Here is a 24977-nt window from a genome sequence, read left to right as displayed (position 1 = left end):
GCATTTCATCGAAAACATCATAATATTGCATGAAATGTATTTGTTTTTTATTAAATTGCATTAAATTAAATCACGACGTAACTTCTTTTTTAAGACAAATCCAATATATTTTATAGAGCCACATCAGCGAATGAATCATAATTTTTCAACTAATCAATGATTTAAGTTTTCAAAGAAAACAGTAGTATGGAATGTGTTCAAAGTCATTGCCCCAAACTTTTTTTAACATATAATAACCAAACTAACAATGAAAGAGCTTGATGATTATAAATATGCGCTCGATGAGTCTGCAATTGTGGCCATAACAGATCCCAAGGGAATAATTATCCATGCAAATGACAACTTTTGCGCGATTTCAAAATACAGCAGAGAGGAATTGATTGGGATGGACCACCGGATTATTAATTCTGGTTTTCATCCAAAGGAATTTATCAGGGAGTTATGGGTCACTATAGCCAATGGGAAGATATGGAAAGGCGAGCTCAAAAACAGGGCAAAGGATGGAACGGTTTATTGGGTCGACACGACCATTGTTCCTTTTTTGAATTCGGACGGCAAACCCTATCAATATGTGGCTATCCGTTCCGATATTACCCAGCGTAAGCAAAGTGAAGAAAATCTGCTCAAAAGCCTGAAGGAAGTATCCGATTATAAATTTGCTCTTGATGAGTCATCCATCGTGGCTATTACCAATCAAAAGGGAATCATCAATTTTGTAAACGAAAATTTCTGCAAAATTTCCAAATACAGCAGAGAAGAATTGTTAGGGGAAGACCATCGGATTATTAATTCGGGTTTTCATTCCAAGGAATTTATTCGCGATTTGTGGGTCACCATAGCCAGTGGGAAGATTTGGAAAGGCGAGCTCAAAAACAAAGCCAAAGATGGATCATATTATTGGGTAGACACCACCATTGTCCCTTTTCTCAATGAGCAAGGAAAACCTTTTCAATACGTAGCGATTCGTGCCGATATTACTATGCGAAAAAAGGCCGAAGAGGATTTGCTCAAATATTCCAGCGCCCTAGAATTCAAGAATACCCAGTTAGTTGATTTTTGCAATATTGTTTCGCATAATTTGAGAGCACCACTGCTCAATATTTCAATGTTGATTGACTATGTTGACCAAAGTTCCGATGAGAACGAACGTCAAATGGTACACGCCAAGATTAAACCCGTGGTAAACCACTTGATGGATGTTTTTAACGAACTGGTAGAATCTATCCAAGTTCAACAGGATTCTGGGATTGAAGTGGACAAGATTCATTTGAAGGATTGTCTAGACAAGGTACTCGTTGGTTTTGAAACCCAAATCAAGGAGTATGATGCCGATATTCAGCTAGAAGCCACTGAAGCGCCAATTATTTATTTTCCCCATAAATATCTGGAAAGCATTGTTGCCAATTTGGTCAGCAATGCCCTGAAATATAAATCACCAGAACGCAAACCAACAATTAAAATTGAAACGAAAAAACAGTGTGATTCGGTGCTGTTGTCGGTAAGTGACAATGGTTTGGGGATTGATTTGGACATGCACAGAAATAATCTTTTCAAAATCCGAAAAACATTTCACAGACATCCCGATGCCAAAGGATTCGGCCTTTTTATGATAAAGACCCAGATTGAAGCCATGGGCGGAAAAATTTGGGTCGAGAGCAAACCTTATACAGGCAGTACCTTCTTTGTTGAATTTAATAATCAAAAATTATGACAACTCTCAAACAACTTACCATGGTGGACGATGATGACGTATTTGTTTTTCTCACCACCAGATTGCTCGATAAACATAAACTTGTCGATCTCATCAAGATTTTCGACAATGGTTACGATGCCTTTGTTTTCATAAAGGAAAACTTATACAATATCGAAGTGTTGCCAGACATTATTCTTCTTGACCTAAGTATGCCGATTATGGATGGTTGGCAGTTTCTTGACGAGTTTGTCAAGATCAATCCCAAAATTGGAAAAAAGATTACCATCTATATCTGCTCGTCGTCGATTTCACCTGATGATGTCATCCGGGCAAAGACCATAAATGTAGTTTCTGATTTTATTATTAAACCTATGACTAAAGATAAACTGATAGAAGTGATTAAAAATTTGTAATTTGGGAAGAAGTTATAATTTTGATGCAAGAATTGAAAAATATTGTAATCCGATTTCTTGATAAAAATTTAAATTTTATAAAACGAAAAACCACAACAGAATTAGATTTTGTTGTGGTTTTTTTATTTCAATTTTACTAAATATTCAATACACATAATGGCCAACAGATCAAGTAAATCCGCTCAATAGGGTTGTTAATGTGCCAATTTCATTACCATCCATAATGCTGTCAAAGAAATGACGAGCCAAAGGACAACACCTTGCAGTAAAGGTTTTATACCAACAGATTGCAATACTTTTTTTGATAATCCACAGCCAATTAAAAAAAGTGTCACCGTGAGTCCTGCTTTGGCAATTGCCACCAAATAACTACTATATTCTTGCACAAATGGAGAATAGGTATTGGCCATCATGGCAAGTACAAACAATCCGATGAAGTAGGGTATTTTTAGTTTGCCGCTTTTATTTTTAAACAACAACGTTGAAAAAAAGGCCACGGGAATAATCCATAATGCTCGTGCCAATTTTACGGTTGTTGCAATTTCCAATGCTTCTGTTCCGTATTTGCTGGCCGCACCTACCACAGAACTGGTGTCGTGTATGGCGATGGCACACCACAAACCAAACTGGTTTTGGGAAAGATTTAATTGATGACCAATTAAAGGAAACAGTACCAACGCAATGGAATTTAAAATAAAAATGGTACCCAAGGCAACTGAAATCTGTTTTTCTTCCGCTTTTATTACTGGCGAAATGGCTGCGATTGCGCTCCCTCCACAAATGGCTGTCCCTGCTGAAATGAGATAGGAGGTTTTCTTTTCTATTTTTAGAAACTTGCCCATAAAAAAACCAATAACCAATGTTCCAATAATTGAAATCACGGTGAATAGAATTCCCTCTTTTCCAGCTTTCATGGCATTATTGACATTCATGCCAAATCCCAAACCCACTACGGAGATTTGCAATAAAATGTGGGTGGCTTTATGGTTGAGGTGCAAATAAGGATGTCCTATGAATTGTGCAATTATCAAACCCATTAATAAGGCGATGGGCGGCGTTATGAGTGGTGATAAACAAAATACGAATGCCAATAAAAAAATCAATTCTCTAGTCGTTATGGTTCGGTCTAAGATTTTGCTTTTAGGTTGTTTTGGTTCTGCGCCTGATTTTAATTCGTGCATTATTTTTTGTGTTTTGATGTTGCAAAAGTAGCACACTTTTAACGTTAAAGAAAACAGTAATTTTTGTTTTCGATTATTTGATTTTTTATGTCAGAAAAAAAACCACGACAAAATCTAAATTTCATCGTGGTTTTTTTGTTTCGTTTTGTTGAAACTTATATCGAATCGATTTTTTAAGAGGTGTTCTTCTAATTTATTGAAATTAATTTCACTTCAAAAATAAGTACTGAACCTCCTGGAATACCATTGTAATCATAACTTCCATAGGCTAAATGAGCCGGTACCAAAAGGATGCCGCTGCCTCCAGGCTTAAAATAAGTAATACCTTCAGTCCAGCCTTTGATGACTTGGTTCAAGCCGAAAGCAATTCCGGCAGCACTGCTTTGATCAAATACAGTTCCGTTTGTGAAATAGCCTTTGTAGGCCACGGTTACATTTGATGTTGCAGTGGGTTGCGCTCCCGTTCCTGGTTCGTTAATTATATAATACAAACCTGTGTTGCTTCTTTGCGCAGTTAAATTGTTTTTGGCAATATAGGCCTTTATTTCTAGTTCGTTTTTGGCAACATAATCAATATTGGCTTCTTTGTCTTTGGAGCAAGAAATAAAAAGAGTCAAGACTAAAAATGCGGATAAAATGTTTTTCATGGTGCAATTTTTTTTTAGAAGGGCAAATATAATAAAATTTGTTAGGGAGCGAAGTTTGGTTTTATAAAATGAAAAAAATCACGACAGCATTTGATTTTGTCGTGGTTTTATTTGCTTGGCTTGGTATGAATTCGCTATCTATGTGATGGCATTTCGGTGTTGTTTTTCAATATAAAACCTGATTTTTTTTCTTTTTAGGGTTTAAAACAACTTTCAAGCCTATGGAAGCCAGCGAGTAATCTTGGTTAAAATAAGGATCTGTCAGGTTTTCGCTAAGTTGAAACTGTAGCTGTAATTTAACATTTTCAGAACCAGCTTGTACGGTTAAAGCGGGTTCTATTAACCAATGGGAATGATTGGCTTTTAAATATTCAACGTCATAATAATTTCCACTAACAGCATTGTGATTCAAGTTTGCAATTCTTCCGGATAATGAGGCAATAAAGTATTTGCTGCTAAAACTTATGCTGGGTTGCAGACCAACACGGAAAAAGTTGGCTTTAATTTCTGAAGGCTCGTTATAATTTTCCTCATATTTCAAACTGCCAAAGCCCGCTAATCCATAGGTTTCAAAAACAAAGTGTTTTGACAAGTTTTTATAATAACCAACACCTAATTCGATTAAATGACCCGAACCAGTTGAGGACTCGTCAGAAGATGAAACCCAATCAGTATTGAGTTGCATGGCGATTTTATCCGTCAATCCGTAGGCTCCTTGAAATTCGAATCCGTCGGTACTTTCGGAGGAGTTGAGGCCAAAAGATAAATTGGTTTGTTCTTTTTCCTTTATTACAGGCACATTTTGGGTATTGGGTACATAATAAACAGGACCACATCCGGCGAATGCCATGCCAATTAAAAGTGGAATTATTTTTTTCATGGTGTTAAAGTTTTAAATTCATTTCAAAATTTGAATTAGGAATAAAAACAATTATCCAAGATTGACCTAATTGGATAAAACCAGATAATTTTAAATTTTTTTGAAAAACATAAAGGTACAACTTTTTACTGGAGCTTGTGTTGGTAGCTCTCGTTTATTGATACAATCAAGATTCCTTGCGTTTGTGCCTTTTTTAATTCGACAAATTCAATTTATAATGATGATTGTGGTAATTAGTGGCTAAACTTTTCTAAAGTAAAAGCTTGTTTGTCTCCTTTTTAAGGAATATTTTTAATAAAAATGAATTAAAAGTAAATTCCAAATTTGACTGACGCTTCTGGATTGAGCAAAGGCAAATTGTAGGCTTTGTTGTCCAGAACGAATGTATCGTTACCCGAAACGTTGAAGCTCAATCCTGCCCATGGCGAAATGTAGATGTTTTTATATATAGAGAAACTATAACCCAAACTTCCGTTTAGCAAGAAGTTGTCAAAACTTTTAGTTGCATTGCTGTTGTTGCTTTGAATGTTGCTTTTCCAATAAACGGGTCCGGCTCCAATCCACCAACCTTTCCAATCGTCTTTCAAAAAACGATCCAATAACACTGTATAGGCTTTGATATGATGCTTTGTAAAACCGTCTTTGGTCACAAAATCGGGTTTGTTGACATCGGCAAAAAGTGCTCTGCCGCGCCATTTGTTTGAGCCAATCCAGCCCGCGCCAAAATAACCTCCCGTGGCATAAGGCAAAGCATCGAGTTCCAAGCCAAAGTTTAGTTTATTAGTCTTGTTTGTGGATTGGGCTTGTAATTGTATCGAAAATATCGTAAAAACGAGTAGTATTACTTTTTTCATGGAAGAAGTTTTTAGAAACAAAATTATTTAAAAACAAGTAAATTAGGGCGTGAATTTTTTTTAGAAAGTACTTGATAGCACAGAAAAAACATTGGACAGACAAATAAAAAATGCAACTAAAAAAATTACGCTTCCATCTTGGCGCTCAATTCAAACCAGCGTTCCTCTTTATTTTCGATTTTCTTGATGATGTTTTCCAGTTCTTTGGCTTTCTTTTCGATATCGGCATCGGTTACTTTTCCTTCGGAAAATAATTGCTCGATTTTGGCTTTGTCAATTTCCAAATCCTTGATTTCTCGTTCTATTTTCTGGAATTCTTTTTGCTCATTGAATGTCAGGTTTCCAGTTGGATTGTTTTGTTTCCAGTCTTTCTTTTCGGCTTTGTTTTCTTCTTTTTGGGCAACATCCGCACTGTCTTCGTATGACCTAAAATCCGAGTAGTTGCCGGGGAAAGTTTCAATTTCGCCCTGACCTCTAAAAACAAATAATTGATCCACGATTTTGTCCATAAAATAACGGTCGTGCGACACCACAAGCAAACAACCCGGGTAATCCATCAAGAAACTTTCCAGAACATTTAAAGTTACGATATCCAAATCATTCGTAGGCTCATCCAAAATCAAGAAGTTCGGGTTTTGGATTAAAACCGTACACAAATACAGTCGTTTCAACTCGCCACCACTCAATTTTTCGACATAATCGTATTGTTTTTTGGAGTCAAAAAGAAAACGTTCCAGCAATTGTGAAGCCGAAATCAATCGACCTTTCGTCAACGGAATGAATTCTCCATATTCCTTGATGACGTCAATCACGCGTTGTCCCGGTTTTGGATTGATTCCGCTTTGGGTGTAATAGCCAATTTTGATGGTTTCGCCAACGACCACTTTTCCAGAATCCAACGGAATAGTTCCGGTCAACAAATTCAAGAAAGTCGATTTTCCGGTTCCATTTTTTCCGATGATTCCGATGCGTTCGCCACGTTGAAAATCGAAACTGAAATTGTCCAAAATCACGTGGTCCTTGAACTTCTTGGAAATCTTGTGCAGCTCGATAATCTTGCTTCCCATTCGTTCCATGTTGATTTCGAGCTCTACTTTATTCTCTCGACGGCGACTTTGCGCTTTTTCCTTGATGACGTAAAAATCATCCTGACGCGATTTCGATTTGGTTGTTCTCGCTTTGGGTTGGCGACGCATCCATTCCAATTCTTTGACGAACAAGTTTTGCGCTTTGTCCACGCTCGCATTTTCGGAAGTAATTCGTTCTTCTTTTTTTTCTAAATAATAGGAATAATTTCCTTTGTATTGGTATATTTTTCCGTTGTCCAATTCGATGATTTCGTTGCAAACCCGTTCCAAAAAGAAACGGTCGTGCGTCACCATAAACAGCGTAATGTTTTCTTTGGCGAAATAACTTTCGAGCCATTCAATCATCTCCAAATCCAGGTGATTTGTGGGTTCATCCAGAATCAACAAGTCGGGACGATTGATCAAAATAATGGCCAGCGACAACCTTTTTTTCTGTCCACCCGAAAGGTTTTTTACTTTCAGTTTGAAATCTTCCAGTTTCAATTTGAACAAAATTTGCTTGAATTGGGTTTCGAAATCCCAAGCATTGTGTTGGTCCATTCCGTCAAAAGCTTTTTGGTAGGCTTCTTCGTCTTCGGGGTTTTCCAATGCTTTTTCGTAGGCTTCAATCACTTTCAAAGTCTCATTATCGGATGCGAAAATGCTTTCTTCAATCGTCAATTCGTCCTGTAATTTATTGTCTTGTGACAAAAATGCCATTCGGATGCTTTTGCGAAGCACCACTTGTCCCGTGTCAGGTTCGTCAAAACCATTGATGATGTTCATAATGGTGGTTTTTCCAGAACCATTTTTGGCTATGAAGGCAATTTTTTGGTCTTTGTTTATTCCGAAGGATATGTCTTTAAAAAGCGTGCGCTCGCCAAAGGATTTTGAGATGTTTTCGACTGATAAGTAATTCACTTTGTAAAATATGGGTTATAAATTAAGAGTTATGAACGATTGGTGAAAACATAACTTTTTTGCAAAAGTAAGCTATTATAAGACTATTAACGAATAGTTTATTTTCAAACGTGAATTGATCAATAAAAAAAGGATTAATTAGTTAACCCTACAAAGCATTCAAGGTGATTTAAGTTTTAGATTTTATAGCAAATCAATCGATTAAAATAGGATTATTTATTCTTTAATTAAATTTATGTGGCCTTAGCTGTTTCATTGGATTTGAAATCAATTTTTTAAAGAAGAACCCAAATTGGCTGAACGTATTTGTCGGGTTTTGTTTTAAAACTTTAAAATAAGACGTTTGAAATTTTAGGAAAAAAAAGACGCAACCTTGTTTTTTGTGTAAAATTAATTTAAACAGTTCATATTTTGACTTAACATAAATTTAAATCAAAAAAACACAGAATTCAATAATTTATTTTTCAATGTGACAAAAGCAAAGTAAGAAAATGCTTTTAAGCCAACAAGGAAGTGTCCCACCAACGAAATGTTGTTTTAGTTTTTAACGTAAAAAATGATTAATATTGCGACTTTGACACCTGAACGTAATTAATTTATGTCTGTTTATAACAAACATACTGATACTATTTTAGTAGCTCTTCTAAAGGAAGATAATCAAAAGGCTTATACAGAAATTTTTGAACGCTATTCTAAAATTTTGGTAAATCACGCTTATAAATTACTTGGTGATCATGACCAAGCGAATGATGTTGTTCAAGATGTTTTTTTAGCCATTTGGAACAAAAGAAAGGAGATTGTAATTACCGGCTCACTTTCTTCCTATTTATACAAAGCAACAAAAAACAAAATTTTGAATCATATTGCCCACGAAAAAGTAGTTTCGAGTTATGCTGATTCCATTTCAAATTTTATTGAAAACGATTATGTTTTAGCCGATTCCAGTCTCAGGGAAAAAGAATTGGAAGCTATTATTGCACAAGAAATTGCTTTGCTTCCTGCCAAAATGCGTGAAGTGTTTTTGTTGAAAAAAGTAGAGGAACTTTCCTATGATGAAATTGCGATTCAATTAAACATTACAGATAAAACGGCCAAACAACAAGTTTACAATTCGCTTAAAATATTAAGACATAAACTCAAGTCTTCATTGAGGTTTTTGGTTTGGTAATTGTTGCATTGTAGCATTTTACTTGTTTTGTCGTTATCTATGACAATAACCACCCATAACAGCTTTGTTTGCTCAATAAAAAACAATGAATTTTTATATTCATTAACAATTTAGCAAATTTTTTTTAATCTTGTCTATGACAAAAGTTATTTTAAACTGTCTTACTTAAAACGGGACAAAATTTCGTATTGTAATTATGAATGAAACTGAAATCTTAGCGTTGCTACAAAAATACCAGGAAGGTACTTTATCTGATGTGGACAAGGATAAACTAGAGGCGTGGTATTTGCATAAAGCTTCTAACAGCAATTTGCAGCTTAGCGAGCTGGAACTGGAAAAAAGTTACGAATACCTGAAATCGAAATTGCCACTGCACCAAGAAGCAAAAGTAATTCGTATTTGGCCTCGTGTCGCAGTCGCGGCATCAATGGCTTTATTGTTGGGCACGGGATTATTTTATTTTACAAAACCAAAAGAACAACCTATTCAGCTAGCCGAAAAGCCACTAGAAATTGCTCCTGGCGGAAATAGGGGAATCTTGACCCTTTCGAATGGAAAGCAAATTGTGCTGGCTGATATTTCGGCAAAAGACACTATTGCCAAAGAAGGTAAACAAGCTGAAGTCACCATTAAAATGAGTGCCAATGGAGTCATAACGTATGTCATAAACCCAAATGCCGAAGCTCCAAAAGTGGCTGCAAATTCATTCAACACACTTTCGACACCCACAGGCGGACAATACAATATTGTTTTGGCAGATGGAACCAAAGTATTTCTGAATGCCGTTTCATCCATCAAATATCCAACCCAGTTTAATGGAAATCAAAGAGTGGTGGAATTAGAAGGTGAAGCTTATTTTGAAGTGGCCAAAGACAGAACCAAACCTTTTATCGTAAAATCAGGCAATCAAGCCATAGAAGTTCTTGGTACTCATTTTAACGTTCACGCTTATGATAATGAAGCTGTCGTCAAAACCACTTTATTGGAAGGAAGCGTTGCGGTTACTCATAAAAATCAAAAGGCCATTTTAAAACCGGGGCAACAATCTAACGTGTCGGACAATTTTAACAAGATTGCCATTCGAGAAGTGGATACCGAAGCAGCCATCGCCTGGAAAAATGGACGTTTTAAATTTGATAATGCCGATCTGAAAACAGTGATGAGACAATTGGAACGCTGGTATGGAATTAAAGTAGAATACCGCGGCGATGTTTCGGAGGTAACCTTTAACGGAGGTACGTTTAGGAATAAAAATTTATCTGAAGTATTAAAAGTACTTGAGCTTAGTAATATAAAGTTTAAGGTCGAAGGGAAAACCATTATCGTGGATCCCTGATTTTAAATTTACCCGGTTATGTTGAACTAGAAACTAAAAAACCAGAAACACTCGCGATGCTTCTGGTTGTTAAAAAGTTAATAGCCAATATAAGTTGTCCACTATTGTTTAACCATAACTAAATGTAAATGTATGAAATTTAATTTACAATCAAAAAAACCTTGTCAAAGACTCAGGAAAAAGATTCCTGGGCTTAATTTTTCTGCTTATTCCTGGATGTTTAGTGCGTTGTTCCTAATGCTCTGCAGTTTTACGGGTGAAGCACAGAATATTACCGTTAAATTTAAAGAGGCGCCACTTGAAAAGGTTCTGGGGGAAGTGGCAAAACAAGCCAATTACGAAGTTTTTTACAGTCAAAATTTGCTGAAAAAGTCGAACCCAGTAACCATTAATGTCAAGAATGCCAATTTAAAAGAAACTTTAAATCTAATTTTTACCAATCAAAATTTAAAGTACACGATTACCAATCAAACGATAGTGGTAACGGCTGTAAAAGTGGAGAATAAGGGAAACGGATTAATCAACATACAAGGAAAAGTATTAAACAATAAAAACGAACCTTTTCCTGGGGTAAATGTTTATGTTTCTGGAACGGACAGGCAAACTGTAACCGATTTTGACGGTAGCTTTTCAGTAAGCAATGTACCGTCGGATGGCATAATTGAATGCTCGGGATTGACCATTGAAAAAAAATCTTTTGCCATTAGTGGACGCACTCAATTGACACTTGTCGTTGAAGAGAAAGTGTCCGTGATGAAAGAGGTTGTGGTGACAGGTTTTCAGACTCTTACCAGAAGCCATTCTACCGGAGCCATTTTTAAAGTGGACGAAAAAATTCTAAACGAAAATATCAACACCAATTTATTGACTGCTCTCGAAGGTCGTGTGGCAGGTTTGATGTTTCAAAAAAATCCAAATGGAGCTGCGGCAGATAAACCGATATTAAGAGGAATAGGTACCTTTTCTTCTTTGGGAGTTGGTTACAGTCCGCTTTTGGTAATAGATGGTTTGCCAACCGAATTGACTTTGGAAGAGATAAACCCTTATGACATAGAAAGTGTAAATGTTCTTAAAGATGCAGCTTCAGGATCTATTTATGGTTCAAGAGCAGCAAACGGTATTATTGTTTTGACTACCAAAAAAGGAAGTGGAAAATTAAAAGTGAGCTTCAATTCAGATTTTTTTGTTGGTACAAAACCAGATTTAAAGGACATGAATTTTGCCTCTACAAGCGATTTGATTGATTTTGAACAAGCTGTTTATAATAGGGAAAGAGCGAGATTTGCCAACACGGCCACCATGTTCAGCAGTTATGGCGATATTGGAAGCAGCAGCATGAAATATTATAGTCCTCTTTACCAACTCAACAGGGATTTGGAAGAAGGGAAAATTAACAATGCCAATTACGACAGCACCATTGCCCAATGGAGAAAAAACGACTATTACAAAGACTATCGTGACAATGTATGGCAAAATGAATTGAGACAACGTTACAATGTTGCTTTTTCGGGCAGTACCAGCAAGCAAAATACCTATGTGTCGCTTAATTATGACGAGTCGACAAATCGTGTCAAATTCAACAATAGTCAATCCTTTAATCTTTATGCAAAAAGTAGTTTTCAGCTCAACAACTGGCTAAATGCCACATTTGGATTGAATGGAACGTATAGCAAAGACGATGTTACCGATTCCAGTTTTGGTAATTACGACATCCAAAAAAGATACGAAAGCATTACCGATAGCAAGGGAAATCTCGTAATATCACCATTTGTGGGTATTAGCGACGGTTTTACCTCCAGCAGTGTCATCAACCCATACGTTGCTGCTAAAATAGCTGGCCTGAGTGGTTTTAAACCAATAAGTTTTAATGTTTTAAATGCGCTTCAGGAAGGTATCACACATGAAAACTCGCTAAGTTTAAGAGCTTTTGCCAACTTGCGTGCCAAGCTGTGGAAAGGTTTAAGCTTCAATACGCAATTTCAATACGAAACAAGAAGAAACGATAACGAGCAATACAATGACGTCAACTCCTATAAAATGAGTTATGCCATTAATGCTTTAACGGGTTATGTTCCTGCAACAAATGCTTACACTTACTTAGATGGTTTCTCTACGGGAGGTCGTTACAAACAATTTAGCAGCAGAGCCAGCAATTATTCTTTTAGAAATCAATTAGATTATAGTGAAGATTTTGGCGAAGGCAAACATACTGTAAATGCCTTGGCTGGTTTTGAAATGCGCGAAACTTTTCTGCCCAGAACCATAGAACAGTTGCGTTACGGTTATGATCCCGTTACGCTTACATCAACCGTGTTGAACAATCTTGCATTGAGTCAAACCGGAGTTTCGAGCTACATCTATGGCAACAACCGCACTTTGGCAGCATTATCCAGAACACAACAAGAAATTTTACACCGTTATTTTTCCGTTTTCAGCACTGCTGGTTACACCTTTTTATCAAAATATAATATAACGGGAAGTTATCGTGTGGATAGAGCCGATTTGTTTGGAGTGGATTCCAAGTATAAAAACCGTCCTTTGTGGTCCACAGGTTTAGGGTGGAATGTTAGCAATGAGGACTTCATGAAAGAAATAAAATGGGTCAACTCACTTAAACTTAGGGCAACTTATGGTGTTAGCGGAAATATAGATCAAACTACAACTCCGTATGTAACCGCCACCAGAAAAAACGACAACTTGTACCAATCCCTACAATACATCAACATTACGGCACAGCCGAATCCGATGTTGAGATGGGAAAAAACTCAAAACACCAATTTAGGTATCGATTACACGTTGTTTCAAAATAAATTGTCAGGAAGTATCGATGTTTATCGAAAATACAGTAGCGATTTATTGGCTACAACAGATTTAGATCCTACTGTTGGCGCATTGACCAGAAGAATAAATGCTGGAGCCTTGCTCAACAAAGGAATCGAATTCAGTGTTGCTTCTGAATGGTACAACAAAGACAATTTCCGCATTGGTTCCACGGCAGTTTTTGGTTTCAACAAAACGACTGTTGATAAAATAACTAGAGCTTTGTCAAACGCTTCGGTTTATGTTAGTTCGCCTACAGATTACTTTTTAATGAATGAAGCATTCAACAGTTTATACGCATACAAATATGGCGGAACGATTAATGGATATCCTTATATCTTAGATGAAAATGGCAATCCGTCGATTACTTTTGATGCGAATGGAGTTCCAGTTTCAAGCACCATCAAAACAGTTACTAATCCTAAAGCTTTAGTCAATAAGGGAAGTTTGATGCCAACTTACACCGGTTCCTTGTCACAACGATTTTCTTATGACCAATTTGAGTTGAACCTGTTGTTTGTTTTTTCGGGTGGAAACGTGATGCGTAAAGAGACTATCGACATGAGTTCCGACGTTGTAAACAGCGCAGGTATTTCTAACCGTTACACTGATTTGAATACCAATGGCAATACTCGTTTGTATGTGGATTTGGCAGAAAGTGTCAGGAATTATGCAGGAACTATCAGCAGTCAATGGAGAAATTCCGATGTAAATGTTGTAGATGGTGATTATGTCAAACTGAGAAACATTTCATTAGGCTATAATTTGCCAAAACTCATAGCAAATGATCTTAAAATAGCATCGGCTAAATTCACTTTTCAATTCAACAACATTTGGTTTTGGAGTGCTGCCGGCAATCGTATTGATCCAGAAGTTTATTCTGTCAACTCCGGTACCCGTAATTTACCGTTGCCTAAAACATACTTATTTGGCTTTAATCTAACTCTTTAAAAAAATGAAACATATATATATATTATTGCTATCGCTCATTATCTTTACGGTAACATCATGCGAAGATTACACAGATGTTACACCCAAAGGAGCTTTAGTGATCGAAACTGCTACACAATTTCATGAAATGGTATCGTTGCCCAACAGGGGTTATCCCATTAACAACTTTCAATATTTGGTAGACGATCAATGGATGAAGGAAGCCAACGTAATAGGAAGAACCTCAAATATCGATATCATTAATTTTACTTTTGATGAAACTACAGATAGAGTTTCGTTGATGACAGGTTCCAGTTTTTATAATCAAGCCTACACTTACATTAACCGATGGAATACCATTATTTCATTGGTTGATAATAGTAAAGGAGATGAAAACATAAAGCAAATAGCAAAAGCCGAAGCTAAAATTTTTAGAGCTTACGACCACTTTTTGTTGATAAACACTTATGCAAAAGCCTATGACCCACAAACAGCCGCCGCCGATGGAGGAATTTGCATCATGGATAAATTTGATTTGGAAGCACAGCCCGCAAAATCTACCGTAGCCCAAGTTTATGATTTTATTCAAAAAGACATAGAAGATGCCTTGCCTTATCTTCAAGAAAAACCATTGGATGTTTACCATCCCTCACTGGCATTTGCTTATGCGTTCAAAGCTAAAGTTCACCTGTTTAAGCGCGAAATTGCCAATGCCAAAGCAGCGGCAGAAAAGTCGTTGAGCTACAACAATCAAATATTTGACTTGAAAGCCTACAGCGCACAAGGAGGGCCAACGGCAGTTGCCGTTCCAGCAGCCAATAATATAGAAGTACTTAGCTATATGTATATGACGGGTTACAACGAAATGAACTTTGCGCAAAGTTATATCATTAGCCCGGAGTTGAGAACTTTGTTTGGGACAAATGATGCACGTTTCAATTTGTTTTTCAATTCGACCAGCACGACAAATTTGGATATAGGTTCAAACACCGCCTATTGGGGAACTCAATACACCAGATTCTTCTATCCAACGGTGGGTATGAAAACAACCGAAGTCTATTTGATGTTGGCCGAATGTCTTGCCAGGGAAGACAAATTTCAGGATGCTGTTGATGTTTTAAATAAATTAAGAGCAAAACGCATTTTGTCAGGTACAGTAAATTTAACCGTTCCAGCCACCAGAAAAGAAACGATGACACTTGTCATAAACGAACGCAGAAAAGAATTGTTATTGGGTTTTAATCGTTTTTTCGACCTTAAGAGATTAAACAATGAAGCAGATTACGCAAAGACCATCACAAGAGTCTTTCCAATAGTAAACAAGACCGTGCCACAAAAAACGTATACTTTGCAGCCTAACTCCAGATTATACATTGTGCCATTTCCGTTATCGGCTTTGACAAAAAATCCAAAACTCACATTAAACACAGACGAAAAACTTCCATTTTAATGCTAATGAAGAAATTATTTATAGTAATAATCATGCTGTTTGCCGGACAACAGCATGGTTTTGCACAAGATCCGGTAGAAAAAAAAGCGGATAGCACCAGTACGCAATCAAAAAAGTTGCAACCATACAACAAGATAATCACGGAAACTGCCAAAAGTAAATTAGGGCTCTTCACCGTTAGTCAGGCAGACACTAAATTTTACTTTCAAATTCCAGACAGTTTGTTCAATAGATACATGCTGGTGGTAACCCGATATCTTGCCACGCCTGAGGGATTGGGAAGTTTTGGTGGCGAAAAAGTCAACGAGCAAACGATTTACTTTGAAAAAGGCCCCAACAATACCGTTTTTTTAAGGTCATTGCAATACAAGCAAGATGTTCGCAACGCAGATTCGATGTTGGCAAAAGCATTGGCAGGCAGTAACGAAAATCCAATTGTGGGAGCCTTTCCCATAAAAACAATCAATCCCGACACAAAAAACGTTGTCTTTGAGGTAACAGATGTTTTCAAGAAGGATAACCCAATGTTCTCATTGGCGAGTCAGGAGAAAACAGAAAAAAAACTAACGGCTCTTGCCGATGATAAATCTTTTATTGAGACCATAGATGCGTATCCCATCAATATTGAGGTTAAAACCACGAAAACATACACAAATACCCTGGCAAGTAGTGGAACTGTGACCTTGCGATTAAACACCTCAATCGTACTGCTTCCTAAAACGCCAATGCGCAAACGTTTTGCTGACGAAAGAGTGGGGTATTTTGCCAATAAATATGTTTTGTTTGATGATGATGAGCAGCGTGCCAAAACGAAATTCATTATTCAGCGTTATCGTCTGGAACCTAAAGACGAAGACATTGAGAAATATCAAAAGGGTGAATTGGTGGAGCCCAAAAAACAAATTGTTTATTACATTGATCCGGCAACGCCCAAAAAATGGAGACCTTACTTGATTGCGGGAATAAACGATTGGCAAAAAGCTTTTGAAACTGCCGGTTTTAAAAATGCCATTATTGGCAAGGAATGGCCGGAAGAGGATAAAACGATGAGCTTGGAAGATGCAAGGTATTCCGTGGTAAGATATTATGCTTCGGAAACTCCCAATGCTTATGGACCAAGAGTGAGTGACCCCAGAAGTGGAGAAATCATGGAGAGTCATGTGGGCTGGTATCACAATGTGATGAAATTAGTGCAAAGATGGTATATGATTCAGGCAGGACCTTTAGATCCCAAAGCCAGAAAAATGCACTTGGATGATGAAGTAATGGGACAATTAATTCGCTTTGTTTCTTCACATGAAATAGGGCATACCATTGGTTTACGCCACAATATGGGAGCCAGCAATGCTACTCCGGTTGAAAAACTTCGGGACAAAAAATGGGTGGAAGCAAATGGGCATACCGTTTCCATAATGGATTATGCCCGTCTTAACTATGTGGCACAGCCGGAAGACAATATTAGTCCAGAGGGCATTTATCCACGCATTGGCATGTATGACAAATGGGCTGTTAAGTGGGGCTATGGTTATTTTCCAAAAGCTGAAAATGAGTTTGAGGAAGAAAATATCCTCAACAAGCTAACAACCGATACTTTGACCGCCAATCCTAAATTATGGTTTGGGGGCGAAGGAAAAGAAGAAGATCCTCGCAGTCAATCAGAAGACCTTGGCGATGATGCAGTATTGGCCAGCGATTATGGAATCAAAAACTTGAAACGTGTAGTGCCTCATCTTATTGAATGGACCTACCAGCCGAACGATGCGTATGATAATTTATCAGATATGCACAAAGCTGTTGTAAAACAATATGTAACGTACTTATATCATGTGTTAAAATACATTGGCAACAATTACGTGACCAAAAGAACGGTTGATGAAAAAGGTCTGGTTTACCAGCCTATTCCAAAAGCAAAAGTAAAAGCGGCCATTGACTACGTAGGTAGGCAGTTGTTTGTGGCTCCACTTTGGATGTATCCTCAAGATATTGGTCAGTTGATTTCTTTAAAAACAGCAGACGAAATATCGGATCAACAAAATCAAGTGTTGAATATGTTGCTAAGTTCCGGCATGCTTTACAATATCAGCCTTAAAGCGATGCAATTTGAAGGAGCTTACACTGTTCCCGAGTTTTTAAAAGATTTGCAAAAAACCGTTTGGGTCAATTTTAGTGGCAACGAAAAATTGGATTTTTACAGACGAGGTTTGCAACGCAGCTACATTGAAAAACTTAACATCTTGTTATTGCCCAAAGAAGTAGAACCCGGTAAAGCTTTAAATGCAGCGCAACGCAGTGATGTGAGATTGTATGGCAAAAAACATCTTTTGAAATTAAGAGCTGATGTCACAAAGATGATGATTGGAACTACAGGAATTAACAAAGAACATTTCGAAAGTGTTTTGATAGAAATAAATAAAATAATTACAAAATTAAACAAGACCACGACATGAAAAAATTATTAGTTGCAGCATTGATTTGTTTAAGCAGTTTAGCGCAAGCCCAGTTAACATCAAAGCAAGAAGTAGCTCCTGAATTAGTGGAAAAACGCGAAGCACAAAAAAAGGAAATCACGAACAATTATTTGGCGCTAAAAAACAGTCTTGTAGTTTCTGATAGTTTGGCTGTTGTTGCCAATGCGGCTGCATTGCAAAATTCCTTGAAGAACTTCAAGTTCAAAAAGTTAAACCTTGATCAAATGAATCACGCCACAACGACAAGAAAGGAAATCATAGACCTTGCGGCTCAAGTAACAACAACTAAAAACATCAATAAACAACGTAAAATTGTTGAATTGCTTTCGGTTAAATTTTGGGATTTGGCACCTAAATTCAAGGCTGCCGACACTCCATTGCATCTGCAAGTTTGCCCAATGACCGGAGCGATGTGGATAAGTGACAGCAAGGAAATTAAAAATCCATACTATCCAAAAAACATGTTGACTTGCGGTGAAGTAAAAGCAAGTTTATAAAAAATAAATTGAGGTAGTTTCTTCTTCAAGGTGTACCAAAACGCTTTGTATTGCATCAAGATTTAATACGGCGGCAAATTTTTTTGCCGCCGTATTTAGTTTTGGGACATTTAATGAATAGTTGGTTTTGAAACTGGTTTTCAAGGTTTCAAATACGAACCCAAATCTACCAAATGCATTTGTTGCGGATTATTGACAATTGGTTTTTTGACGAAAGATTCATTGGTTAGATAAAACAGCTTCCCGTCAAAAGTGGAAATTCCCTCTATTTGATGGAAAGGCAGGGCCAATTTGATTTTTCTTTTATTGGCCACCGAGAAATTGAAGTCTTTTAAATCCGATATCAAGTATAGAAAAGGATGAAGCGTTTTAGTATAACCACAAAGCACAATTTCATTTTTGGGCGTTACTGTTGCTCCCGTTACCAAACCGGCCACAGCCAGCGTTTCTTTTAGTTGGGCAATATGTTTTCCCGGCGTTTTGGGCAAGACATATACATTTGTTTTATTTTGGCTCCATTGTTTGCTCAACAAATAAATGCTGTCTTGGGAAACGACGAATGCTTCGCAGTCAAAATCGGTAGTGTTCGGTTTTTGAATCGTAAAATCGGTTTGATTGGAATAGGAAAAGAAGATGGTGTCTATTACTGGTTGATTCATCAAAAAAGATTTTTTTTCGATTCTTAGAATATGCAAGTCGGTTCGGTTGCCTTGAAAATTATTCCCGAAATCCCCAATATAAATGTAACTGCTGTCTTGCGAAATTTCCTCCCAGTCGTTGTTTTTTACTTTATCCAGTTTTATTTTCTTTTGAATTTTTCCGTTCGAATCCAATCCGTAAATCGTCGTGTCGTGATCGTCATTGTGCGTCCAGAATAAATGGTCAAATGTTATTAAACCCGAAGTTTCCAATAAAGAATCGCTCAGTTTCAGCGAAGTTTCCGGTTTGATTTTGGCAGAAGCATAAACGCAACTTCCATCATTAGTGGTCGCATTTGGATTGAAATTTTGGGCAAACGCATCCGTGCAGCCCGAAAATTGGCCGTAAGTTGAGGTAATGGTCAAGATGAAAAAAAAGAATATGTTTTTCATGGGATCAAAAGTAAGTCTTTAAAAATAAAGTTGTTCTTTAAGGTTTTTTGATTGTGAAACAGAACGATGTACATTGGGAATTTAAAATATTTTTTTTCTAAAATTAATTTCTTTGATCCAAATATTGACACTACCAAAATAATGATTATATTAGACTTGATTTTAATAAAAAACACAAAATATGTTTCATTCAAAAATAGCGGGATTAGGATATTATGTTCCTTCAAATATTGTTACCAATGATGATTTGTCCAAGATAATTGACACCAATGACGAATGGATTCAGGAAAGAACCGGAATTCAGGAAAGGAGACACATCACTAGGGGAGAAGATACCACAACAACTATGGGTGTCAAGGCAGCCCAAATAGCCATTGAGCGTTCCGGCGTTGCCAAAGAAGACATCGACTTTATCGTTTTTGCCACGCTTAGTCCCGATTATTATTTTCCTGGACCCGGTGTTTTGGTGCAACGTGATTTGGGTTTGAAAACCGTTGGAGCCTTGGACGTGAGAAACCAGTGTTCCGGTTTTGTATATGGACTTTCGGTTGCCGACCAATACATAAAAACCGGAATGTATAAAAACATTCTCGTTATTGGTTCCGAAGTGCAATCGTCAGGATTAGACATGACGACCCGTGGTCGCGGAGTTTCGGTGATTTTTGGAGATGGAGCTGGAGCAGCCGTTTTGAGTAGGGAAGAAGATGTGACGAAAGGAATTTTGTCTACCCATTTGCATGCTGAAGGACTACACGCCGAGGAACTTATCGTGAAAGCTCCGGGAATGGGCGGAAGATGGGTTACGGATATTTTGGCGGACAATGATCCTGACGACGAGAGTTATTTCCCTTACATGAACGGACAATTTGTGTTTAAAAATGCCGTGGTACGTTTTTCGGAAGTTATCAACGAAGGTTTGGAAGCCAATAATTTACAAGTTTCGGATATCAATATGCTGATTCCGCATCAGGCCAACTTGCGAATTTCCCAATTCATCCAAAAGAAATTTAAATTAGAAGACGACCAAGTTTTTAACAACATCCAAAAATATGGAAATACTACAGCAGCATCCATTCCTATTGCTTTGACTGAAGCTTGGGAACAAGGAAAAATCAAATCGGGAGATTTGGTGGTTTTGGCTGCTTTTGGTAGTGGATTCACTTGGGGTAGCGCGATTATCAGGTGGTAAATTAATTCTACTTAAGTAAAATTCATCATCATCTTTTCAGCGTAAAATGAGATTTAAAAGTTTTTGCAGTTCCTTTTTCTGAGTAATCCACAGTAAACCAATAATCGGTGGATGGCAATGGTTGTCCGTTAAACATTCCATTCCAGCCATCGGTTGAAGGTGTAATTTCCTTGATTAATTTTCCGTATCGGTCAAAAATGAATATGGGCGCACTTGAATTTGTCGATAATAAATGGGTAATATTCCAAGTATCGTGAATACCGTCACCGTTTGGTGTAAAAAACTTGGGATAATTGATGATTACGGCATCAATAGGAGCTGGATTACAATGCCCGTTTTTATCTCGAACCGAAATAATATGTTCGCCCGCAGCAACATTATTAAAGATATTGCTGTCTTGAAAAAGAGAATCATCAATCTGATATTCATAATTTCCAGATCCAACCCCTAAAACATTCACGGAAATAAAAGATGGATTTTCAAAGGCATCACTATACGTAATTTCGAGATATGGTGCATATTTAGAAACTTTGGATACAAACGTATTGATGCAATTTGTATTTGTGTTTGTGACTTTTACGGTATAATCTCCAATTTGGGAGGTCGTAATTGAGGATATGTTTCCACCAAATGGATTTCCGTCAAGTGTCCACTCAAATACATAATTTGATGCTGTCAACCCTGTATTTAGAGTAGCTGGATTCAATAAAGTTCCCGTTTCATAATCTTCACAAATAAAATATTCCGGGTTTAATTGAATATTGGGCAAGGGATTAACGATTAATTTCAATTCAACCACAGCAAAACAAGGATTCGTTATGGTATTGTTGGCCACCCGAATCCAAACACTGTCCGTAAATGGATTGTCGTTTTGGTAATCAGCAGGATTCGCTATGGGAACAGCATTGGCATTATTGGCTGCAGCCAAAGAGGTGAAAAAGGACAACGTAAAATCAATGTCAGGAAATTGTCCGTTTAAAACTTGATTTCTAATGGCTAAAGTGGTCAAATCAAATTGGAAAACACCGTCGTTTGCACCAAAAGTGTCGCAGGTTTCCAAGGGGTTGACTGGATTGGTCACCGGTTTAGGAACTATGGTAATGCTAAACGGATTTTCGTCGCTGCAATTCAATCTATCACCGGTTTCATAGTAAATATAGTAGGTTGGCAGAACATTTGCTGCCGTTACCGTGGTACCAAATGGAATTCTATTTCCTCCGCCCAAAGGGCCTCCCGGTGCATCATAATAAAAATTATTTGCGGTTGGCAATGCAGGAAAAGTAAAACTTTCGCAATACGATAATTGTGCTGGAACAGCATCCGCTTCAACGCCATTTATGGAAATGTCGAAAAAGTTTTCACTATAACAAAAAGGGTCGTTCGGATGTGCGGCATAAATATAAATCCTGTCGTTCGTGCTAATGACAGTTCCTGCGGCTAGAGGGTTTACGCCATTTGGATCATCAAAGTAATTTCCATTTGTTAAAGGACTTAAAACATAAGAACTGCATTGTTCAATATTAGCTCTGGAATCTATAATTGGTTTTTGGTTTATGGTAATTAGCCAAGGTTTTTCATTAAAACAACCCGCAACAGTTGCTGATGGTTTGTAAATATATATGGTCGTAGTCGTGGTTATCGTATCGACATTTGGAATTAATTCAATATTGCCAGCAGTTGTTGGCCCGCCAGGCAAGGTATAATACTTGCCGCCATCAACTTGAACGGGCAATAAATAGCTGGCACATTCGATAACATTAGTTGGCGTGGTTAAAAACGGAGCATTTATGGTAATTGTAAAAAAATCATCATCGGTGCAATTTGGAGTTCCGGCTCCCGGAACATATATATATACTTTTTTAGTTTGAGAAATTAATCCTGGAGGAATTATGTTTCCACTACCACTTGCTGCATCACGATATTCTCCAACAGGTGCGGGAGGCAAATTATAAGGTTGGCATTGGGTTACATCAGTTAGACCTACGGTGTCAATATAAACCGTAAAGATGGTGTTTGGAGTTCTGCATCCATTATTTGTTGCAAAAACATAAAGAGTCGTTGTGGTCGTTATTGGCGAAGATGCTGGGGTGTAAATTCCAGTTGCGGAATCAAATGTGTAATAATTCCCAACGGTTAATGGAGGCAAATCATGGGACAAACAATCAAAAACATTAGAAATGGCAGCTATTGTTGGCGTAACGTTTATGATAATTTCAAATTTAGTCTGAAGTTCACAAGGAACAATATCTGTTGAAACAAAATAAGTATAAATTAAGTTTGTTCCGGGAGTTGTTATTGCATTGCCTCCAAAAAGTTCCGTGCCACCACCAGCAGGCCCACCCGGCAATGTAAAATATCGGGTTCCAAAACCTAAAGTTGGTAAAATATATTGGTCGCAAGTATTTATATCGGCCGGTCTAATGTCAGCCGGTGTAACAATTTCCACGTGAAAACTCCTTTCGTTAGAACAACTTGGTGTACCTCCAGTTTCATTATAAATAAATATATCGGAATCAGTCGTTATGACATCGCCGGCATGTAACATTGGCAACCCTTTGTTTGTTCCAGAATAGTAATTTCCAGGATTAACAAGTGCTGGCAAGGTAAAACCCAGGCAAACAAACTGGTCAGGAATAAGGTCCAAAGTAGGTCTTGAAATCACGATCAGATTAAAACTTGTAGTATTGAAACAAGTGACATCGGTTCTATTTTGAACTCTCACAAATAGGGTTGCATTCCCTGAAGTAAAAATTGCAGAAGGATTGATGGGATTTATTCCTGAATTGGCATCGGAAGCATTGATATGATACGAAACATCATAAATTGCCGGCGATTGTGCTCCTAAAACTGCAGCTGTTTGGAGAGAAATATCAAAATCGGCAACATTTGATTGAGGTATAGTTTCGCATAAACTCATGTTTCCGGGTGAATTGGCAACCGGTGGTGGCGTAAGTTCTAATTGAAACGGCTTTGCAATGGCGCAATTTGTGGTTATGTCAGAAATTCTCATCCAAATTGTAAGCGGCAAACTTCCCGCCGCCACAGCATAATTATTAGGCAACGGATTACTGTTCGAAAGGGCATCTGCCGATGTTGCGTGGTAACTTATTTGCGTTCCGGGAACAGTCACGATAGCCGTATTAAAAGACAAATCGAAAGTAAAATTTGCCAGCCCGGAATCACATTGGAATAAATCTACAGGATCAGGAGTTGTTATTGGATTGTAATATTCAACATTTATAAAGTCGGTAGTTACAATGCAACCTGTAGATTTAATGGTATAAGTAAGGCCGTAAATGCCGGGTTGGTTTACTGTTAAATCAGGCGTGTCTCCACCTATTGGGTTTCCGTTAAATGACCAAACAAAAGAATAAATCGCTGGATTTAATCCCGAAGTTATGGTATGGGTATCATTAGCACAAACAGCGGTATTGTTGGCCAAAGTCAAATCTTGGCCTAAAACATCTTGACCAACATTAAAACTATTGGCACCCAAAAATATGGCGGAATCCGCTTGATTATCCTGTCTGTCAGCAATTACAAGTTTGATGTGATAAGGAGTATTTGGGACTAAAGTTGTAGAGGAGGCATTCATGATAACGGTTTGACCATTAAAATTTGTTGCGGAACCTGTCGCATTGGAACCACCATTGAATGCTCCAAAATAGCTTGGGTTTTCTGAAGAACAGGACGAGTTGTACAATGAATTACGAATGGTGACCACCGAAATAGGAATCGTGGTACTCGGAACAACGGCAAGGTTTGTGGTAACTCCCGTGGAAACATTGGTCAGCAAAAAAGCAAAAGCATCCGAAAATTGACATTGAAAAGTACCATATTCTTCAGAGGCAAATAAAAACTGAAAATTGAAGTTTGGAGAAAAAGGGATAAAGTCAAATTCCAACACCGTAGCATTTGCCGAATGCATCGTAATTCCTGCAGCTAAAAGCGTGTTTTCTAAATCGGTATCGCCAGACCAAGCTGCATTGCCGTCATTAAGTTCAGTTGTGTTTGGTCCTGGAGCATTGGCCACATTGCCGGTACTCAAAATTACGCCACTCGACAGTGGAAAAGAGGGATTAGTGTTGTCAAAATGGCCAATTCCGTTTGTGGAACCAAAATTTGTTCCGGTTCTCCAAGTAATATTGCTTACCGGAACGCAGGATTTGTTTACCAAAATACTGGTGACTAATTCCGGAATGGTATACGTGTTGGTGTCAACGATAATAGCCTGTGAAAAGCATCCTATCCAAAAGAAGAAAATTATGAGAAGTAGGCTTTTTTTCATGATGAAATATATTTTGGGGCAAAAATATAAGGCACTCAAATTAAAGAAATTTTTAGCAATAAAACATACAATATTAATAATTTC

Annotated in this window: 16 protein-coding genes; 9 read left to right on the top strand and 7 right to left on the bottom strand. The window is 37.5% G+C overall.

The window, feature by feature from the left end:
* The first annotated feature begins 247 nt into the window (after positions 1-247).
* Together C0430_RS06435 and C0430_RS06430 are read left to right on the top strand one after the other, a co-directional pair.
* Positions 248-1711, top strand: coding sequence for a PAS domain-containing sensor histidine kinase (locus C0430_RS06435; protein ID WP_290866879.1), 1464 nt, complete (start codon positions 248-250; stop codon positions 1709-1711).
* Positions 1708-2106, top strand: a complete 399-nt coding sequence (locus C0430_RS06430; protein ID WP_290866876.1) for a response regulator — start codon at positions 1708-1710, stop codon at positions 2104-2106. Before C0430_RS06435 ends, C0430_RS06430 begins: the two co-directional genes overlap by 4 nt.
* Before the next feature lie 194 nt (positions 2107-2300).
* Here the strand turns inward: C0430_RS06430 and C0430_RS06425 are convergent, their stop codons facing one another.
* From C0430_RS06425 to C0430_RS06405, 5 genes are all read right to left on the bottom strand, one after another.
* Positions 2301-3287, bottom strand: a complete 987-nt coding sequence (locus C0430_RS06425; RefSeq protein ID WP_290866873.1) for a putative sulfate exporter family transporter — start codon at positions 3285-3287, stop codon at positions 2301-2303.
* A gap of 188 nt (positions 3288-3475) precedes the next feature.
* Positions 3476-3934, bottom strand: a complete 459-nt coding sequence (locus tag C0430_RS06420; RefSeq protein ID WP_290866870.1) for an FKBP-type peptidyl-prolyl cis-trans isomerase — start codon at positions 3932-3934, stop codon at positions 3476-3478.
* A gap of 166 nt (positions 3935-4100) precedes the next feature.
* Positions 4101-4814, bottom strand: a complete 714-nt coding sequence (locus tag C0430_RS06415) for a hypothetical protein (protein ID WP_290866867.1) — start codon at positions 4812-4814, stop codon at positions 4101-4103.
* A gap of 305 nt (positions 4815-5119) precedes the next feature.
* On the bottom strand, positions 5120-5668 hold the full coding sequence (locus C0430_RS06410) for a hypothetical protein (RefSeq protein WP_290866863.1): 549 nt from the start codon (positions 5666-5668) through the stop codon (positions 5120-5122).
* Positions 5669-5793: 125 nt separating this feature from the next.
* Positions 5794-7656 carry an ABC-F family ATP-binding cassette domain-containing protein gene (locus C0430_RS06405; protein WP_290866860.1) on the bottom strand — a complete coding sequence of 621 codons (1863 nt, stop codon included), beginning with the start codon at positions 7654-7656 and terminating at the stop codon, positions 5794-5796.
* 598 nt (positions 7657-8254) lie between these two features.
* On the opposite strand from C0430_RS06405, the gene C0430_RS06400 reads away from it, so the two are divergent.
* The 6 genes from C0430_RS06400 to C0430_RS06375 all read left to right on the top strand — a co-directional run bounded on the left by C0430_RS06400 (position 8255) and on the right by C0430_RS06375 (position 18325).
* Positions 8255-8824 carry an RNA polymerase sigma factor gene (locus tag C0430_RS06400; protein WP_290866855.1) on the top strand — a complete coding sequence of 190 codons (570 nt, stop codon included), beginning with the start codon at positions 8255-8257 and terminating at the stop codon, positions 8822-8824.
* Positions 8825-9020: 196 nt separating this feature from the next.
* Positions 9021-10160, top strand: a complete 1140-nt coding sequence (locus C0430_RS06395) for a FecR family protein (protein ID WP_290866847.1) — start codon at positions 9021-9023, stop codon at positions 10158-10160.
* A 132-nt stretch (positions 10161-10292) separates the two neighbouring features.
* Positions 10293-13931 carry a SusC/RagA family TonB-linked outer membrane protein gene (locus C0430_RS06390; protein WP_290866838.1) on the top strand — a complete coding sequence of 1213 codons (3639 nt, stop codon included), beginning with the start codon at positions 10293-10295 and terminating at the stop codon, positions 13929-13931.
* A gap of 4 nt (positions 13932-13935) precedes the next feature.
* The gene (locus C0430_RS06385; RefSeq protein ID WP_290866834.1) at positions 13936-15360 is read left to right on the top strand and encodes a RagB/SusD family nutrient uptake outer membrane protein; all 1425 of its coding nucleotides are present in this window, start codon (positions 13936-13938) and stop codon (positions 15358-15360) included.
* Between the two features lie 5 nt (positions 15361-15365).
* Positions 15366-17807 (top strand): zinc-dependent metalloprotease, encoded by a 2442-nt coding sequence (locus C0430_RS06380; protein WP_290866831.1) that lies wholly within the window; start codon positions 15366-15368, stop codon positions 17805-17807.
* Positions 17804-18325 (top strand): DUF3347 domain-containing protein, encoded by a 522-nt coding sequence (locus C0430_RS06375; RefSeq protein WP_290866828.1) that lies wholly within the window; start codon positions 17804-17806, stop codon positions 18323-18325. The genes C0430_RS06380 and C0430_RS06375 overlap by 4 nt, the downstream gene beginning before the upstream one ends.
* A 140-nt stretch (positions 18326-18465) precedes the next feature.
* Here the strand turns inward: C0430_RS06375 and C0430_RS06370 are convergent, their stop codons facing one another.
* Complete coding sequence (locus C0430_RS06370) at positions 18466-19416, bottom strand: T9SS C-terminal target domain-containing protein (protein WP_290866825.1); 951 nt, start codon at positions 19414-19416, stop codon at positions 18466-18468.
* Between the two features lie 181 nt (positions 19417-19597).
* On the opposite strand from C0430_RS06370, the gene C0430_RS06365 reads away from it, so the two are divergent.
* Positions 19598-20605, top strand: coding sequence for a beta-ketoacyl-ACP synthase III (locus C0430_RS06365; protein ID WP_290866822.1), 1008 nt, complete (start codon positions 19598-19600; stop codon positions 20603-20605).
* 28 nt (positions 20606-20633) lie between these two features.
* On the opposite strand, the gene C0430_RS06360 is transcribed toward C0430_RS06365, so the two are convergent.
* Positions 20634-24893 carry a T9SS type B sorting domain-containing protein gene (locus C0430_RS06360; protein ID WP_290866819.1) on the bottom strand — a complete coding sequence of 1420 codons (4260 nt, stop codon included), beginning with the start codon at positions 24891-24893 and terminating at the stop codon, positions 20634-20636.
* Between the last annotated feature and the right edge of the window lie 84 nt (positions 24894-24977).

Origin of the sequence: Flavobacterium sp., from assembly GCF_013823965.1 — a bacterium.
Lineage (GTDB): Bacteria > Bacteroidota > Bacteroidia > Flavobacteriales > Flavobacteriaceae > Flavobacterium.
This window is presented reverse-complemented; position numbering and strand designations above follow the sequence as displayed.